We start from the raw sequence: 14,948 nt of genomic DNA on the forward strand, positions 1-14,948 counted from the left end.
GGGAAAACCGCGCGAGGGCGGTACGGGCACCTGCCCGCACCGCCCTCGGGGTCCGCACCGCCCTCGGGTCCGTCACGGCGTTCGCGGCGGCTGGAGCACGCTAGAGCACCTTGGAGAGGAACGACTTCGTCCGCTCGTGCCGCGGATGGGTCAGCACCTCCCGGGGGTGCCCGGACTCCACGACCACCCCGTCGTCCATGAAGACGACCGAGTCCCCGACCTCGCGGGCGAAGCCCATCTCGTGCGTCACGACGATCATCGTCATGCCGTCCTCCGCGAGCCCGCGCATCACATCCAGCACATCGCCGACCAGCTCCGGGTCGAGTGCCGAGGTGGGCTCGTCGAAGAGCATCAGCTTGGGCTCCATCGCCAGCGCCCGCGCGATCGCGACCCGCTGCTGCTGGCCGCCGGACAGCTGGGAGGGGTAGTTGCCCGCCTTGTCGGCGAGGCCCACCCGGTCCAGCAGCTTCCTCGCGCGCTCCCGGGCGACCGCCTTGGCCTCGCCCTTGACCTGGACCGGCGCCTCGATCACGTTCTCCAGCGCGGTCATGTGCGGGAAGAGGTTGAAGCGCTGGAAGACCATGCCGATGTCGCGTCGCTTCGCGGCGACCTCGCGGTCCTTGAGCTCGTAGAGCTTGTCGCCCTTCTGGCGGTAGCCGACCAGGTCGCCGTCCACGTACAGCCGCCCGGAGTTGATCTTCTCCAGGTGGTTGATACAGCGCAGGAAGGTGGACTTCCCGGAGCCGGACGGGCCGATCAGACAGAACACCTCACGCGGGGCGACCTCGAGGTCGATGCCCTTGAGGACCTGCACCGCGCCGAAGGACTTGTGCACGCCTTCGGCCTTCACCATGGCGGTCATGCGCTGACCCCTCCCCGGCGGTTGGAGAACGAGAGCAGATTGGCGCGGACGCGCTGGAACGGGGTGGCGGGCAGGTTCCGGCTGGAGCCACGCGCGTAGTACCGCTCCAGGTAGTACTGGCCCACGCTCAGCACGGAGGTGAGGATCAGATACCAGGCGGCGGCGAGGAAGAGCATCTCCGCCGTGGCGCCGGAGTTCTGGCCGACCTCGGAGGTGGCCTGGAGCAGATCCCAGTACTGCACCGCGATCACCAGCGAGGTGGTCTTGAGCATGTTGATGAACTCGTTGCCGGTGGGCGGCACGATGACCCGCATCGCCTGCGGCAGCACCACCCGGCGCAGCGTCTTGGCGTGGCTCATGCCCAGCGCGTGGGCGGCCTCGGTCTGGCCCTCGTCGACGGACTGGATGCCGGCCCGGCAGATCTCCGCCATGTACGCGGCCTCGTTCAGCCCCAGGCCCAGCAGGGCGGCCAGGAACGGGGTCATGAAGTCCGACCACTCGTCCTTGTAGATCGGCATGATGTCGATGTAGTCGAACACCAGGCCGAGGTTGAACCAGACCAGCAGCTGCACATAGACCGGGGTGCCGCGGAAGAACCAGATGTAGCCCCAGGCGATGGAGGCGGTCACCGGGTTCTTCGACAGCCGCATCACCGCGAGGACGACGCCGAGGGCCACGCCGAGCACCATCGAGAGGATGGTGATCCAGACGGTGTTGCGGACGCCCTTGAGGATCTCGCCGTCGAAGAAGTAGTCCGGAATGGCGCCCCAGTTGACGTCGCCCCGGGCGAAGGCGGAGACGAGCAGGACGAGCAGGGCGATGGCGATGACCGCGGCGACCCAGCGGCCGTAGTGCCGCACCGGGATGGCCTTGATCTTCTCTGCCGCCGGGGGCGAGGCGTCGACCGGACCGGTCTTTTCGATCTTAAGTGTCACGGATGGTGCCTTTCAGCGCGAGCGCGTGGACGGAGGGAGGGCCGGATCACTTGCCGCCGTTGATGATGGCCTTGGTGACCGCGCCGTCCTGGACGCCCCACTTCGCGATGATCTTGTCGTACTCGCCGTTCGCGATGATCAGGGCGAGTGCCTGCTTGAGGGCGTCGCGCAGCTGGGTGTTCTTCTTGGCGACGGCGATACCGTACGGGGCCGCCTCCACCTGCTCGCCCACGAGCTGGAAGTCCTTGCCCCCGCCGGAGGTCTTCACCGCGTACGCGGCGACCGGGAAGTCGCTGGAGCCGGCGACGGCGCCGCCGCCGCGCAGCCGGGTCTGGGCCTCGGTGTCATTGCCGAACGCCTCGACCGAGATCTTGCCCTTCTTCTTCTGCACGCACTTCTTCGACTCGGCCTTGGCCAGGTCGTGGGAGACGGTGCCGCGCTGCACGACGATCTTCTTGCCGCACAGGTCGTCCCAGGTCTCGATGCCCTTGGTGTCGCCCTTCTTGGTGTAGATCGAGACACCCGCGGTGAAGTAGTCGACGAAGTCGACGCCCTCGCCCGCCTTCTTGCCGGTGTCCGGGTCCACGCCCTCCTGGCGGCCCTTGTTGTCGGTCATGGCCGACATGGCGATGTCATAGCGCTTGGAGCGCAGGCCCGAGAGCAGGGTGTCGAAGGTGCCGTTGTTGAACTCGAACTTCACCCCGAGCACCTTGCCGAGCGCGTCGGCGAGGTCCGGGTCGATGCCCATGACCTTGCCGTCCTTCTTGAACTCGACCGGCGGGTAGTTGATGTCCGAGCCCACCTTGATCACGCCGGCGCTCTGGATCTCCTGGGGGAGCAGATTGAAGAGCGGGGCCGTGTTGGTCCTGGTGCCGCCGGTGGCCTTGTCGGTCTGGTCGCCGCAGCCCGTCAGCAGCAAGGCTCCCGCCACCGCTATCGCGCCGACGGGGGCCATCCGGGACTTCGTGGTGGCTCCACGGCGCGTGAAGCTGGCGGTCATGCTCGTTCCTCCGGCAGGGTGAGAGGTCGTGGGAGATGGCGGGAACACGTTTGTGGGTGTCGCGATCTCGTGTGATTGGGGCATCTTGTCATCGGACGGACTCATGCGGGTCACCGGCCATGTCAAAATCGGGTAACGGGCGATCCCCGTGGTGCACAACCGGACAGCGGACTCCGGCCGGACAGTGGCGGTCGGAAACGCGGGGCGGGCTCATGATCACGCGGAGAACAGCGCGTGACGGGGGCATGGACTTTCACTGGAGCTTCGCCCGCCTTGAGGCGTCATGCCTGTTTTCCGGTGTCTGCGCACCAGAACTCGGTCGTCCCTTGGCACAGGCTTCGGGTAGAACGGACGGCTACACCCCCTCACCCGGGGCTCAGGGCGTGTGTGCGACGCGCCCGGCGTCCGCGTCCCCATCCATGCGGTGATCATCCGCACCGATGCGGCGATCATCCGCCGCAGGGGAACCGACGCGGTGCTCGCCCGCTCCGAACCTGGGGCGGATACCCTCGACAGAAAAACGACAAAGGGGTCAAATAGTGGCAGCGGAGATGGCGAATCCTCGCAGCGACAGTATGAGTGGCAGCGGCGAAGGGGCCGAAGGAGTGACCGACGGAGAGCCCTTCGATCCGGCGTTCGCCCTGCACCGCGGCGGCAAGATGGCGGTCCAGGCGACCGTGCCCGTGCGCGACCGGGACGACCTGTCCCTCGCGTACACGCCGGGCGTGGCCAAGGTCTGCAGCGCCATCGCGGAACAGCCCGAGCTCGTCCACGACTACACCTGGAAGTCCCAGGTCGTCGCCGTGGTGACGGACGGCAGTGCGGTGCTGGGGCTCGGCGACATCGGTCCGGAGGCGTCCCTTCCGGTGATGGAGGGCAAGGCGATCCTCTTCAAGGAGTTCGGCGGGGTGGACGCGGTGCCGATCGCGCTCGACTGCCGGGACGTGGACGAGATCGTGGAGACCGTCGCCCGGTTCGCGCCCTCGTTCGGCGGCGTCAATCTGGAGGACATCTCCGCGCCCCGCTGCTTCGAGATCGAGCGCAAGCTCCAGGAGCGCGTCGACATCCCGATCTTCCATGACGACCAGCACGGCACGGCGGTGGTCACCCTCGCCGCGCTGCGCAACGCCGCCAAGCTGACCGACCGGTCGCTGGGCCAGCTGCGCGCCGTCATCTCCGGAGCGGGCGCCGCCGGTGTCGCCATCGCCCGGATCCTCACCGAGGCGGGCATCGGCGACGTGGCCGTGTGCGACCGCAAGGGCGTCGTCTCGCAGGACCGCGAGGACCTCACCGACGTCAAGCGGGAGCTGGCCGGTTTCACCAACAAGGCCGGGCTCACCGGCTCCCTGGAGGCCGCGCTGGACGGCGCCGACGTCTTCATCGGCGTCAGCGGCGGCACGGTCCGCCAGGAGGCCGTGGCGAAGATGGCGCCGGGTGCCTTCATCTTCGCGATGGCCAACCCCAACCCGGAGATCCACCCGGACGTCGCCCACCAGCACGCGGCCGTGGTGGCCACCGGGCGCAGCGACTTCCCGAACCAGATCAACAACGTCCTCGCCTTCCCCGGCATCTTCGCGGGCGCCCTCCAGGTCCGGGCCTCCCGGATCACCGAGGGCATGAAACTCGCGGCCGCCGAGGCGCTGGCCGCCGTGGTGGCCGACGAGCTGAGCGCGGACAAGGTCATCCCCTCGCCGTTCGACGAGCGGGTCGCCCCGGCCGTGACCGCGGCCGTCGCCGCGGCCGCCCGCGCGGAGGGCGTCGCCCGCCGCTGACGCCCCCAGCCACGGCCGTCGACGGCCGCCGCCGACGGGCCGGGCCGCACCCTCTCAGGTGGAGGGTGCGGCCGGCCCGTGCTGTGTCCGGTCCGCGGGCTGTGGCTGGGCCGTGCTGTGTCCGGTCCGCGGGATGTGGCTGGGCCGTGCGCCGTGTCCGGTGGGCGAGCGGGGTCACATCGTGGCGTGGTTCCGTGGCGTCCCCGTGCGGCCTAAGGTCGGGATCATGTTCGCTGCCTATGCCGCACGTATCGACCGTGACCAGCCGCTGAGCGGCCTCGAACTGGGGGAGCGTCCCGAGCCGGAGGCGCGGCCCGGCTGGACGACCGTGAACGTCAAGGCCGCCTCGCTCAACCACCACGACCTGTGGTCGCTGCGCGGTGTGGGCCTCGGCGAGGAGTCGCTTCCGATGATCCTCGGCTGTGACGCGGCCGGGATCGACGAGGACGGCAACGAGGTCGTCGTCCACTCCGTCATCGGCCAGAGCGGACACGGCGTCGGGCCCGACGAACCCCGCTCCATCCTCACCGAGCGCTACCAGGGCACCTTCGCCGAGCGGGTGGCCGTCCCCAGCTGGAACGTGCTGCGCAAGCCCAAGGAGCTCTCCTTCGAGGAGGCCGCCTGTCTGCCCACGGCCTGGCTGACCGCGTACCGGATGCTGTTCACCAACGCGGGCGTGCGTCCGGGCGACAGCGTCCTGGTCCAGGGCGCCGGCGGCGGTGTGGCCACCGCCGCGATCGTGCTGGGCGCGGCCGCCGGGCTGCGGGTGCTGGCCACCAGCCGGGACGAGGCCAAGCGGGCCCGCGCCGTCGAGCTGGGTGCCGAGGGCGCGTACGAACCGGGCCAGCGGCTGCCGCGCCGGGTGGACGCCGTGATCGAGACGGTGGGCGCGGCCACCTGGTCGCATTCGGTGAAGTCCCTCAAGCCGGGCGGCACCCTGGTGATCTCGGGGGCCACCAGCGGCCCCAACCCGGAGGCCACCGAGCTCAACCGGATCTTCTTCCTGGAGCTGAAGGTCGTCGGCTCGACGATGGGCGGCAAGGACGAGCTGGAGGACCTGCTGAGCTTCTGCGCCGCCCGCGGGGTACGACCGGTGATCGACACGGTGCTGCCGCTGGACCGGGCCCGTGAGGGGTTCGAGAAGATGGCGGGCGGCGATCTGTTCGGCAAGGTCGTGCTGACCGTCTGACGGACATCGTTCACGGCGCCGACCGCGGCACGAAGCTCCGCAGGAACCGGTAGCCGCGGGACGTGGAACCCACCAGACCGGGGACGTCGCGCACCCGGTCCCAGGCGGACGACCCGGCGCGCGGCCCATCGGCCGCCATCGCCGCCTCGTACGCCTCCGCGCCGGTCCAGCGGGCGTAGGTGAGCACCCGGGCGCGATCGGTGCTCAGATGGCCCTCGCCGTCGACGATCAGATGGAAGTCGGCGGCGAGCAGGCCGGGGTCGGGCTCGCTCTCCAGAGCCTCGACGACCAGGTCGACCCAGGACCGGCGGAGCCGGGGGTCGGGGTCGTCGAAGTCGATCTCGACCAGGACGATCAGCCCGGGGTCCGCGGTGCCCACGGGGGCGGCCGGTGCCGAGAAGCTCGGGTAGCGCTGGTAGTGGGAGAGGCCGAGCCGCTTGATGTCCGGGACCGCGCTGTCGATCGCGTCGTTGCGCTCCTGACGCCGGGTCCGGAAGAAGACGTGGTACGCCGCCTCGCTGGTCCACTGGGAGTGGTGCATCAGCGTATCGCCGTCCGTGCCCGCGTAGACGTTGTAGGAGAGCAGGTCGGGGCTCGGCCAGGGGCGGTTGTCCCAGGTGGTGGCGATGGCCTCGACCGCGGCCCGCTGCCGCTCCGGTGTGCCCACGCTCCAGGTGCTGAACAGCGCGGCGCCCACCTCGGGCCGGGCGGGGTCGGGCAGCGGGCCGGGACCGGTGCTGGTCGGGGCAGACATGGCGGTCTCCTCGCGGTCGGTGAAGTCGGGGACGTCGGTGACGTCTGGGGACGTCGGGGGACGTCTGGGGACGTCGGGAACGCTGATCGGGGTCGGAGGGGCGCCCCCGTGGTGCGCCCCTCCGACCCCGATCCTCAAACTTCAACCGCGCTTGAAGTCAACAGGGAGCGGACGGAGTCCGGTCCTACGCCCGTCCGCCCCGCAGCAGCTCGCCGATCCGTGCCGCGGCCGACCCCAGCTGATGGCGGGCGTCGGCCAGTTGGGCATCGGTCACCCCGTGGTCGCGGGCCGCGTCGCGGATGTCGTCGCGGAACCGGTCGAGCAGCCGTTCCAGATCGCGGACGGGGTCACCGGAGGGGGCGAAGTCCCTGGCCCAGTCGGGCTCTCGCACCCCGGCCGCGCCACGGTCGTCCCCGGCCGCGCCGCCGTCGTCCCCGGCCGGCCGCGCTTCCTCGCGGCCGCCCTCCGGCTTCGTCAGGTCCACCCGCTCGGCCGTGACCTTCGGCCCGGACGTCTCGTCGTCCCAGCCTCCGCCCCAGTCCCAGCCGCGGTCCGAGCCCTGGCCGGAGCTTCGGTCCGGGCTTTGGTCCGAGCGCGGGGTGCCCTGCCGGGAGATCCGGCCCATCGCGCGCGACACCTCGGCCAGTCCCTCGCGCACCGCCTGCTGCCAGTCGCCCGCCCGGATGTGCTCCTGCGTCTGCTCCTGGACCCGCCGGGCGATCCGCTGGACCTCCTCGCGTGCGAACTCCTGCGCGTCCTTGGCCTGCTTACGGGCGCGCTGCGCGTCCTGCCGTGCCCGCCGGCTCTCCTCCTTCGCCCGGCGCGCCTGCTCCTTCCACTCCTCCTTCGCGCGCCGCATCTCCTCCTTCGCCTGCCGCCAGGTCTCCTTGTCGCCCCACGCCCCCTCCCACGGGCCGTGTGTGTCCTGGGTGTCGCCGGAGGCACGGGTCCGCTGGGCCGCCTCCCGCATCTCCCGCCGCAGATCGTTCGCGGAGCCGCGGACGTCCTCCCGGATCTCGGCGGCGAGTTCGGCGACCGACTCGCGGATCTCCAGCTCCAGGTCGGCCAGCTCACCGCCGCGGTCGGCCAGTTCGGCTCGTCCGGCGTCGGTGAGGGAGTAGACCTTGCGGCCGCCCTCGGTGGTGTGGGTGACCAGGCCCTCGGACTCCAGCTTGGCCAGCCGTGGATAGACGGTGCCGGCCGAGGGCGCGTACAGCCCCTGGAACCGCTCCTCCAGCAGACGGATGACCTCATAGCCGTGGCGCGGCGCCTCGTCGAGCAGCTTGAGCAGATACAGGCGCAGCCGGCCGTGCGCGAATACGGGTGGCATCAGAGGACCTTTCCCTCGGGGCCGTCGGTGGTGGCCGTGTCCGTGGCCGTGGCCTTGTCCGTGTCCGTGTCTGTGTCCGTGGCCTTGTCCGTGTCGTCCTCGGACGGTGGACGGCGCAGCAGCGCGATGGCGCCCGAGACGGTGGTGGCCTTGAGGCTGCCACGGCCCGCGCCCAGCCGGCCGGTGATCCGCTTGGCCCCCCACTGGCCGCCGACCCGCAGAGCGTCGAAGCCGTTGGTGAGCGAGCCGCTGGCCGTGTTGGCCTCGACCTCGGCGTCGGCGGGGTGCGGCAGCCGGATGGCGATCTCGCCGGAGACGGTGGTGAGCCCGATGTCGGAGCCCTTCGGGGCGGGCGCCAGGTCGAGCACCATGTCGCCGCTGACCGACTCGGCCCGTACGGAGGGCCCCGAGCCCTCGATCACGGTGAGGTCGCCGGAGACGGAGTGGAACCGCAGCTCGCCGGTGACGGCCTGCGCCTCGACCCGGCCGGAGACGGTGTCGGCCTGGACCGGCCCGGTGAGCCGGAGCAGGGTGAAGTCGCCGGAGACACCGCGCAGGTCGGCCCGGCCCGCCAGCCCGGAGACCACGGCGGAGCCCCCGATGACGCCGACCGTGGCGTCGGTCCCGGCCGGCACGGTGAGGGTGACGTGGACGGTGCGGTCCCACTGTCCGAGCCACTTGCGGAAGCCCTTCCAGGGGAAGCCCTTCCAGGTGAGGTCGGGATAGCCGACGCGCAGCGTGCCGCCGACGTGGGTGACCTCGAGCGGATGGCCGTCGATCTGTGTGACCTCGAGGCGGGCGGGGCCGGTGCCGGCGCCGACCACGTTGACCGTGCCGCCCGCGATATGGACGTCGAGCGTGGACACCGGGTCGTCGAGGGTGAGCTTCTGTGGCGCGGTGATCGACCACTCTGATCGGGCTGACATCCCTGGCCTCCCCTGGCTGGACGTGCGATACGCCGACTGGACGCAACATATCGTGTCTCTGCTCAACACGATATATCGCGGTCGCGCGGAGTCAAGCCTGGTCCGGTGTCGGCTGCCCTCCGCTCCGGCCGCGCTCCGCTTCTGCCGTGCCGTGCCGTGCCGTGCCTGGCCCGGCTCCGCGCACATTTCCCCCACGGGGGCCGGGGTGCCCTCTTCCTTCCCCTCTCCGGGAAAAGCCTCCGCTCCAGGAATATCCCTAGAGTCACGCTAGAGTCCTGGTCGAGCATCATGGAGGACGAATGTTCGATACTGTTACCTTCGTTAACCTCGGAATCGGGAAGGAAGAGAGCCGTGGGGGTAATGACGACATCACCCTTGAAAAGCTCGGCGCCAGAGGAAACCCCGGAGCCGCGCTCGGTCGCCGGGTTGCTGCTGCGGGCGGCGCGCGACCACCCCCATTCGGGGGTGCGCTATCTGACCGGGCCGGCGGCGGATGAATCCATACGCCAGTCCTATCCGGAACTTCTGGAATCGGCGCTCGTTCTCCTCTCCGCACTCCGGGACCGGGGATTGCGGCCGGGGGACAAGGCGGCCCTGCTGCTGGACCGTCAGCCGGAATTCCTGGCCGTCTTCTGGGCCTGTCTGCTGGGCGGCTTCGTACCCTGCCCGATGGTGCCGATTCCCGGCGACCCGGCCCGCTGGGCCGCCCAACTCGCCCATGTGAACCGGCTGCTGGACGGCCCCCTGCTGGTCACCACCGAGGCGATGCGTGCCGAGCTGCCCGATGTGCCCGGACTCGCGGTGGCCGTGGTGGAGGAGGTGCGGGAGGCCGGGGAGTCCGCCGGCGCCGGGCGCGGGCAGCCGCCCGCCGTGCACTCCGCGGCCCCGGAGGACCTCGCCCTGCTGGTGCTGACCTCCGGCTCCACCGGGAATTCCAAGGCGGTCATGCTCACCCATGGAAATATTCTCGCGGCCATGGCCGGAAAGGCGGGAAAGCAGCGGCTCACCGCCGCCGACACCACCTTCAACTGGATTTCCTACGACCATGTGGCCGCACTGCTGGAAGCGCATATGCTGCCGCTGTACGTGGGTGCCGAGCAATTGCACGCGGAAGCCGCGGTCATTCTCGAGGAGCCGCCGCGGTTCCTCCGGATCATCTCCCGGCACAAGGTCACGATGACCTTTACGCCGAATTTTCTCCTCGGCCCGCTCAATGCCGCCGCCCGTGATATGGCGGAGGAGATATCCGCGGGTGGTGAAGGGCTCGATCTCAGCGCGCTGCGCCATATCATCAGCGGCGGCGAGGCGAATGTCGTCGCGACCGGCGAGGCATTCCTCGACCACTACGCCCCGTACGGTCTGCGGAAGACCGCGCTCTGGCCCGCCTTCGGCATGACCGAGACCTGCGCCGGCAGCGTCTACAACCGCGCGTTCCCCGCCACCGACGCGGGCCAGGAGTTCGCCAACCTCGGCACCCCCGTCGAGGGTCTGCGGATCCGGATCGCGGATGACGACCACCGGGCGCTGCCCGCGGGCGAGATCGGCGAACTCCAGCTCAGCGGGCCGATGATCACCACCGGCTACTACCGCGACGAGGAGGCCACCCGGGCGGCCTTCACCCCCGACGGCTGGTTCCGCAGCGGCGACCTGGGCCGGATCGACGAGGGCCGGCTCACCCTCGTCGGCCGCAGCAAGGACAGCGTCATCGTCAATGGCGTCAACTACTTCAGCCATGAGATAGAGGCCGCCCTGGAACAGCTCGACGACGTGGCCGGCGGCTATGTCGCGGCGTTCCCGACCCGCCGCCCCGGCAGCGACACCGAACAGCTGGTGATCGCCGTCAGCCCCGAACCGGCGGACGACGACGAGGCCGGGCTGCACCGCATGATCACCGCGGTGCGCTCCACCGTCGTGATCCACTGGGGCTTCCGGCCGTTCCTCATCCTGCCGCTGCCCAAGGACGCCTTCCCCAAGACCAGCCTCGGCAAGACGCTGCGCCGGCGGATGCGCCACCGCCTGGAGTCCGGCGCGTACGACGAGGTCATCGCGCGGGTCGCGGAGCTGACCACGCGCCGGCTCGGCGGCCACACCCCGCCCGAGGGCGAGACCGAGCGGGTTCTCGCCGAGATCTACGCCGAGATGTTCGACACCGTCCCGGAGCGGATCAGCGCCACCGCGAGCTTCTTCGACCTGGGCGGCACCTCGCTGGACATCCTGCGGCTGCGGCGCCAGGTGCACCGGCGCCTGGGGGTCGCCGAGCTGCCGGTCATCACGGTGCTCACGGCGCCGTCGGTGCGACAGCTCGCCGCCCGGCTCGGCGCCCGGCTCACCGACGGCGGCGCGCCCGCCGCCGCGGCGTACGACCCGGTCGTACCGCTCCAGACCGGCGGCGAGAAGACCCCGCTGTTCTGCGTCCACCCCGGGGTCGGCGAGGTGCTGGTCTTCGTCAACCTCGCCAAGTACTTCGTCGGCGACCGGCCGTTCTACGCGCTGCGCGCCCGTGGCTTCGACGAGGGCGAGCAGCCCTTCACGAGCTTCGAGGAGATGGTGGACTGCTATGTGGCGGCCATCCGCGCCCGCCAGCCGCACGGCCCGTACGCCGTCGCCGGCTACTCCTACGGCGGCGCCGTGGCCTTCGAGATCGCCAAGGCGCTCGAGGCCGAGGGGGAGCGGGTCGACTTCGTCGGCAGCTTCAACCTCCCCCCGCACATCAAGTACCGCATGGAGGAGCTCGACTTCGTCGAGACCGCGACCAACCTCGCCTTCTTCCTCGACCTGATCAACAAGAAGCAGTCGCTCGACCTGCCCGCCGAACTGCGCCCGCTGCCCAAGGAGGAGCAGCTCGCGCGCCTGCTGGGGCTCGCCCCGCGCGCCCGGCTGGACGAACTCGACCTGGACCTGGCCACGTTCACCGGCTGGGCGGAGCTGGCCCACGGCCTCACCGCGCTCGGCCGCGACTACCACCCCAGCGGCACCACCCGGTCCATGACGGTCTTCTACGCGATCCCGCTGCGCGGCACCAAGGAGGACTGGCTGGAGCACGAGCTGCGCCGGTGGGACGAGCACACCAGGGAGCCGAACCGGTACGTGGACGTACCCGGAGAGCACTACACACTGATGGGCCCCCGGCATGTCGCGGCCTTCCAGGCCATCCTGCGCGCGGAACTCGACCGTGCGCTGAGCGACGCGGACCGGGCCCGGACCACGGACCAGGTATGAGCCCGATGGGGCGAGGCACAAGGAGAAGAGCAGGGTGGAAGGCAAGAAGATCCTGATCACCGGAGGCACCGGGCAGGTCGCCCGGCCGGTGGCCGAGGCACTGGCCGAGCGCAATGAGGTGTGGTGCCTGGGCCGGTTCGGCACCCCGGGCGTCGAGAAGGAACTGAACGACCACGGGATCACCACGCACCACTGGGACATGGACGACCTGGGCGCGGCGGCGTACGAGGGGCTGCCGGACGACTTCACCCACGTCCTCCACTCGGCGGTGCGGCGCGGTGAGGACGGCGACGTCACCGCGGCCGTCGAGGTCAACTCGGTGGCCTGCGGGCGGCTGATGAGCCACTGCCGGAAGGCGGAGGCGTTCCTCTTCGTCTCCACCGGAGCGCTCTACAAGCGGCAGACCCTCGACCATCCGTACACCGAGGACGACCCCGTCGACGGGGTGGCCGACTGGCTGCCCGCCTACCCGGTGGGCAAGATCGCCGCAGAGGGCGCGGTACGGGCGTTCGCCCATGTGCTGAACCTGCCGACGACCATCGCCCGGCTCAACATCGCCTACGGCCCCGGCGGCTACGGCGGGGTGCCGATGCTCTACTTCAAGCGGATGCTCGCGGGTGAGCCGATACCGGTGCCCCGGGCGGGCCAGAACTGGTGCTCGCTCCTCCACACCGACGATCTCGTCGCCCAGGTCCCCGCTCTGTGGCAGGCCGCCCGGACCCCGGCCACGCTGGTCAACTGGGGCGGGGACGAGGCGGTCGGGATGACCGACTGCGTACGCCATATGGAGGCGCTCACCGGGGTGCGGGCCCGGCTCGTGCCGAGCGAGGTCACCCGCGAGACGTATCGGTTCGACCCCACCCGGCGGCGGGAGATCACCGGCCCCTGCCGGGTGCCGTGGCGCGAGGGCGTGCGCCGCACGCTCCAGGCGCACCACCCCGAGCGCCTTCTGCCCGAGCACCACCTGCCCGAGCAGCTTCCGTCCGAGCACCATCTGCCCGAGCCGCCGCGCGGCGCCGTCTGAGGAGTGGCGAACACCATGGCATCACCGAACATCGAGGCCATCCGCGCCTCCTACGCCGGTTTCCGCGAGCGCGACATCGAGGGCATCCTGTCGGGCCTGCACCCCGATGTGGAGTGGGTCCATCCGAAGGGGATGGACAGGTACGGGCTCGGTGGCACCAAGCGGGGCCATGCGGGGGTCAAGGAGTTCCTCGCCCATGTGCCGACCGTGCTGGGCGGGATGAGGCTCACGCCGAGGGAGTTCATCGAACAGGGCGACCGGGTCGTGGTGTTCGGCACCCGTGAGGTGACCTCGCTGCGCGGTACGACCGTGACCCTGGACTTCGTCCACTCGTGGACGATGCGGGACGGCAAGGCGGCGCGGATGGAGGACATCTTCGACACCGTGGCGTTCCATGAGCTGATCGAGAGCTGACCGGAATCACCCACCGGTCGCCCGCGCCCGCGCCTCCTCGGCGCGGGCGCGGGCGACCGTTTCAGGTCTCAGACCGTACGGAAGACCTCCTCGTACTCCAGCCGCGGCAGCCGGCCCAGCCAGGCGTCCGGACCCGGCTTGCCGATGTTGACCACACAAACCGCCGCGTGCCGCCCGTCGCCGAAGAACTCCTTGGAGACGGCCGCGTGGTCGAAGCCGACCATCGGCCCGGCGGCGAGCCCCGCGGCGCGTACGCCCAGGATGAAGTAGCCCACCTGAAGGGCGGTGTTGAAGTGCGCCGACGCCTCCCGGACGCCGGGGTCGGCGAAGATCGCCTGCGGGTTCTCCAGGAACGGCACCAGCCGCGGCAGCTCCTCATGGAAGTCCAGGTCCGCGGCGAGCACCGCCACCAGCGGCGCCTGGGCCGTCTTCTCCTGGTTCCGCCCCGTCATATGCGCCACCAGCCGGGCGCGCGCCTCCTGCGAGCGCACCAGGACCACCCGCAGCGGCTGCTGGTTCATCGAGGTGGGGGCGTACTTGACCAGCTCGTGGATCGCGCGCACCTGCTCCTCCGTCACCGGCTCGTCGGTGAAGGTGTTGGCCGTGCGGGCGTCCAGGAACAGCTGCCGCTGTGCCTCCGGCGCCAGGGTGAGGGGGCTCAGTGCCGCGCTGCTCTCCGGTGCGCTCATGGAGCTCTCCTTGGTGAATTCATTGGACTGGACGGCCTAGTCCACTGCGATGAGCGAAGGCTAGACTCACAAGTCCATCGGAGGCAAGACCGGCTCGGAACAAGGAGGTTGGGCCGTTGCGGACGGACAACGGTCCCCGGCGCAGCGCCGCGGGGCGGCCCGCGGGCCCCCAGCCCGCCAAGCGGCAGGCGATAGTGGAGGCGGCCGTGGCCGTCTTCCTGCGCGAGGGATACACCCGGGCGAGTGTGGACGTCATCGCGGACGAGGCCCGGGTGTCCAAGCAGACCGTCTACAACCACTTCGGCGGCAAGGAGCGGCTGTTCATCGCCGCCGTCGAGGAGGAGCGGGAGCGGGTGGCGGCCGGTTTCGCCGCCAGTGCCCCGGACGTCCCCGGACCGGACCGCGCCCAGGCGCCCGGCGCTCCCGGTACTTCCGCCGCTCCCGGCACCGGCCCGTACGACGGCGGCGAGGCCCACGCCGCCCTGACCGCCTTCGGCCGCCGGGTGCTCGCCGTACTCCTCGACGAACGCGCCTCCGCCCTGCGCCGCCTGGTGATCTCCGAGGTCGCCCGGCACCCCTCGCTGCGCCCCGCGTGCGCGGAGGGGGAACCCCGCCAACTGGTCGCGTACGTCGCCGAGATGCTCGCCCGGCGCACCGACCGCGGTGAGCTGAGCGTGCCGGACCCGGCCACCGCCGCCCGGCAGTTCGTGGCCCTGATCGTCCAGCAGGGGCTCCACCAGTCGATGTACGGCACCCACCCGCTCGCCGATGAGGCGGCCGCGGCCATCTGCGAGAGCGCCGCCGATCTGCTCGTCCGCGCCTACCGCCGATGAC

Annotated in this window: 13 protein-coding genes; 6 read left to right on the forward strand and 7 right to left on the reverse strand. The window is 70.7% G+C overall.

From position 1 onward, the window contains the following. Nucleotides 1-100: 100 nt before the first annotated feature. The 3 genes from N6H00_RS26720 to N6H00_RS26730 are packed head-to-tail and all read right to left on the reverse strand — an operon-like array spanning nucleotide 101 to nucleotide 2,797. The gene (locus tag N6H00_RS26720) at nucleotides 101-862 is read right to left on the reverse strand and encodes an amino acid ABC transporter ATP-binding protein (protein WP_329618560.1); all 762 of its coding nucleotides are present in this window, start codon (nucleotides 860-862) and stop codon (nucleotides 101-103) included. Beyond that, nucleotides 859-1,797 (reverse strand): amino acid ABC transporter permease, encoded by a 939-nt coding sequence (locus N6H00_RS26725; protein ID WP_268974367.1) that lies wholly within the window; start codon nucleotides 1,795-1,797, stop codon nucleotides 859-861. Before N6H00_RS26725 ends, N6H00_RS26720 begins: the two co-directional genes overlap by 4 nt. A gap of 46 nt (nucleotides 1,798-1,843) precedes the next feature. After that, complete coding sequence (locus tag N6H00_RS26730) at nucleotides 1,844-2,797, reverse strand: ABC transporter substrate-binding protein (RefSeq protein WP_268974368.1); 954 nt, start codon at nucleotides 2,795-2,797, stop codon at nucleotides 1,844-1,846. A gap of 539 nt (nucleotides 2,798-3,336) precedes the next feature. On the opposite strand from N6H00_RS26730, the gene N6H00_RS26735 reads away from it, so the two are divergent. Together N6H00_RS26735 and N6H00_RS26740 are read left to right on the forward strand one after the other, a co-directional pair. Beyond that, nucleotides 3,337-4,569, forward strand: coding sequence for an NAD(P)-dependent malic enzyme (locus N6H00_RS26735; protein ID WP_268974369.1), 1,233 nt, complete (start codon nucleotides 3,337-3,339; stop codon nucleotides 4,567-4,569). 226 nt (nucleotides 4,570-4,795) lie between these two features. Continuing rightward, nucleotides 4,796-5,758: a zinc-binding dehydrogenase gene (locus N6H00_RS26740; protein WP_268974370.1), complete on the forward strand. Its 963-nt coding sequence runs from the start codon at nucleotides 4,796-4,798 to the stop codon at nucleotides 5,756-5,758. Between the two features lie 10 nt (nucleotides 5,759-5,768). Here N6H00_RS26740 and N6H00_RS26745 read toward each other — a convergent pair whose 3' ends face one another. The 3 genes from N6H00_RS26745 to N6H00_RS26755 form a co-directional block, all read right to left on the reverse strand. After that, nucleotides 5,769-6,512, reverse strand: a complete 744-nt coding sequence (locus tag N6H00_RS26745) for an antibiotic biosynthesis monooxygenase (protein ID WP_268974371.1) — start codon at nucleotides 6,510-6,512, stop codon at nucleotides 5,769-5,771. A gap of 184 nt (nucleotides 6,513-6,696) precedes the next feature. Continuing rightward, nucleotides 6,697-7,842 carry a PadR family transcriptional regulator gene (locus N6H00_RS26750; RefSeq protein ID WP_268974372.1) on the reverse strand — a complete coding sequence of 382 codons (1,146 nt, stop codon included), beginning with the start codon at nucleotides 7,840-7,842 and terminating at the stop codon, nucleotides 6,697-6,699. Next, nucleotides 7,842-8,768, reverse strand: coding sequence for a DUF4097 family beta strand repeat-containing protein (locus N6H00_RS26755; protein WP_268974373.1), 927 nt, complete (start codon nucleotides 8,766-8,768; stop codon nucleotides 7,842-7,844). The genes N6H00_RS26750 and N6H00_RS26755 overlap by 1 nt, the downstream gene beginning before the upstream one ends. A gap of 360 nt (nucleotides 8,769-9,128) precedes the next feature. On the opposite strand from N6H00_RS26755, the gene N6H00_RS26760 reads away from it, so the two are divergent. The 3 genes from N6H00_RS26760 to N6H00_RS26770 are packed head-to-tail and all read left to right on the forward strand — an operon-like array spanning nucleotide 9,129 to nucleotide 13,425. Next, nucleotides 9,129-11,987 (forward strand): non-ribosomal peptide synthetase, encoded by a 2,859-nt coding sequence (locus N6H00_RS26760; protein ID WP_268974374.1) that lies wholly within the window; start codon nucleotides 9,129-9,131, stop codon nucleotides 11,985-11,987. 34 nt (nucleotides 11,988-12,021) lie between these two features. Next, nucleotides 12,022-13,011 (forward strand): NAD-dependent epimerase/dehydratase family protein, encoded by a 990-nt coding sequence (locus tag N6H00_RS26765; RefSeq protein WP_268974375.1) that lies wholly within the window; start codon nucleotides 12,022-12,024, stop codon nucleotides 13,009-13,011. Nucleotides 13,012-13,026: 15 nt separating this feature from the next. Further along, nucleotides 13,027-13,425: a nuclear transport factor 2 family protein gene (locus tag N6H00_RS26770; protein ID WP_268974376.1), complete on the forward strand. Its 399-nt coding sequence runs from the start codon at nucleotides 13,027-13,029 to the stop codon at nucleotides 13,423-13,425. 68 nt (nucleotides 13,426-13,493) lie between these two features. Here the strand turns inward: N6H00_RS26770 and N6H00_RS26775 are convergent, their stop codons facing one another. Further along, nucleotides 13,494-14,114: a malonic semialdehyde reductase gene (locus N6H00_RS26775; protein ID WP_268974377.1), complete on the reverse strand. Its 621-nt coding sequence runs from the start codon at nucleotides 14,112-14,114 to the stop codon at nucleotides 13,494-13,496. Between the two features lie 116 nt (nucleotides 14,115-14,230). Between N6H00_RS26775 and N6H00_RS26780 the strand changes: the two genes are divergently transcribed. Next, a complete protein-coding gene (locus tag N6H00_RS26780; protein ID WP_268974378.1) occupies nucleotides 14,231-14,947 on the forward strand; it encodes a TetR/AcrR family transcriptional regulator in 717 nt (238 codons plus the stop codon). Nucleotide 14,948 lies beyond the last annotated feature (1 nt).

Origin of the sequence: Streptomyces sp. S465 (assembly GCF_026898115.1) — a bacterium.
Taxonomy (GTDB): domain Bacteria; phylum Actinomycetota; class Actinomycetes; order Streptomycetales; family Streptomycetaceae; genus Streptomyces; species Streptomyces luomodiensis.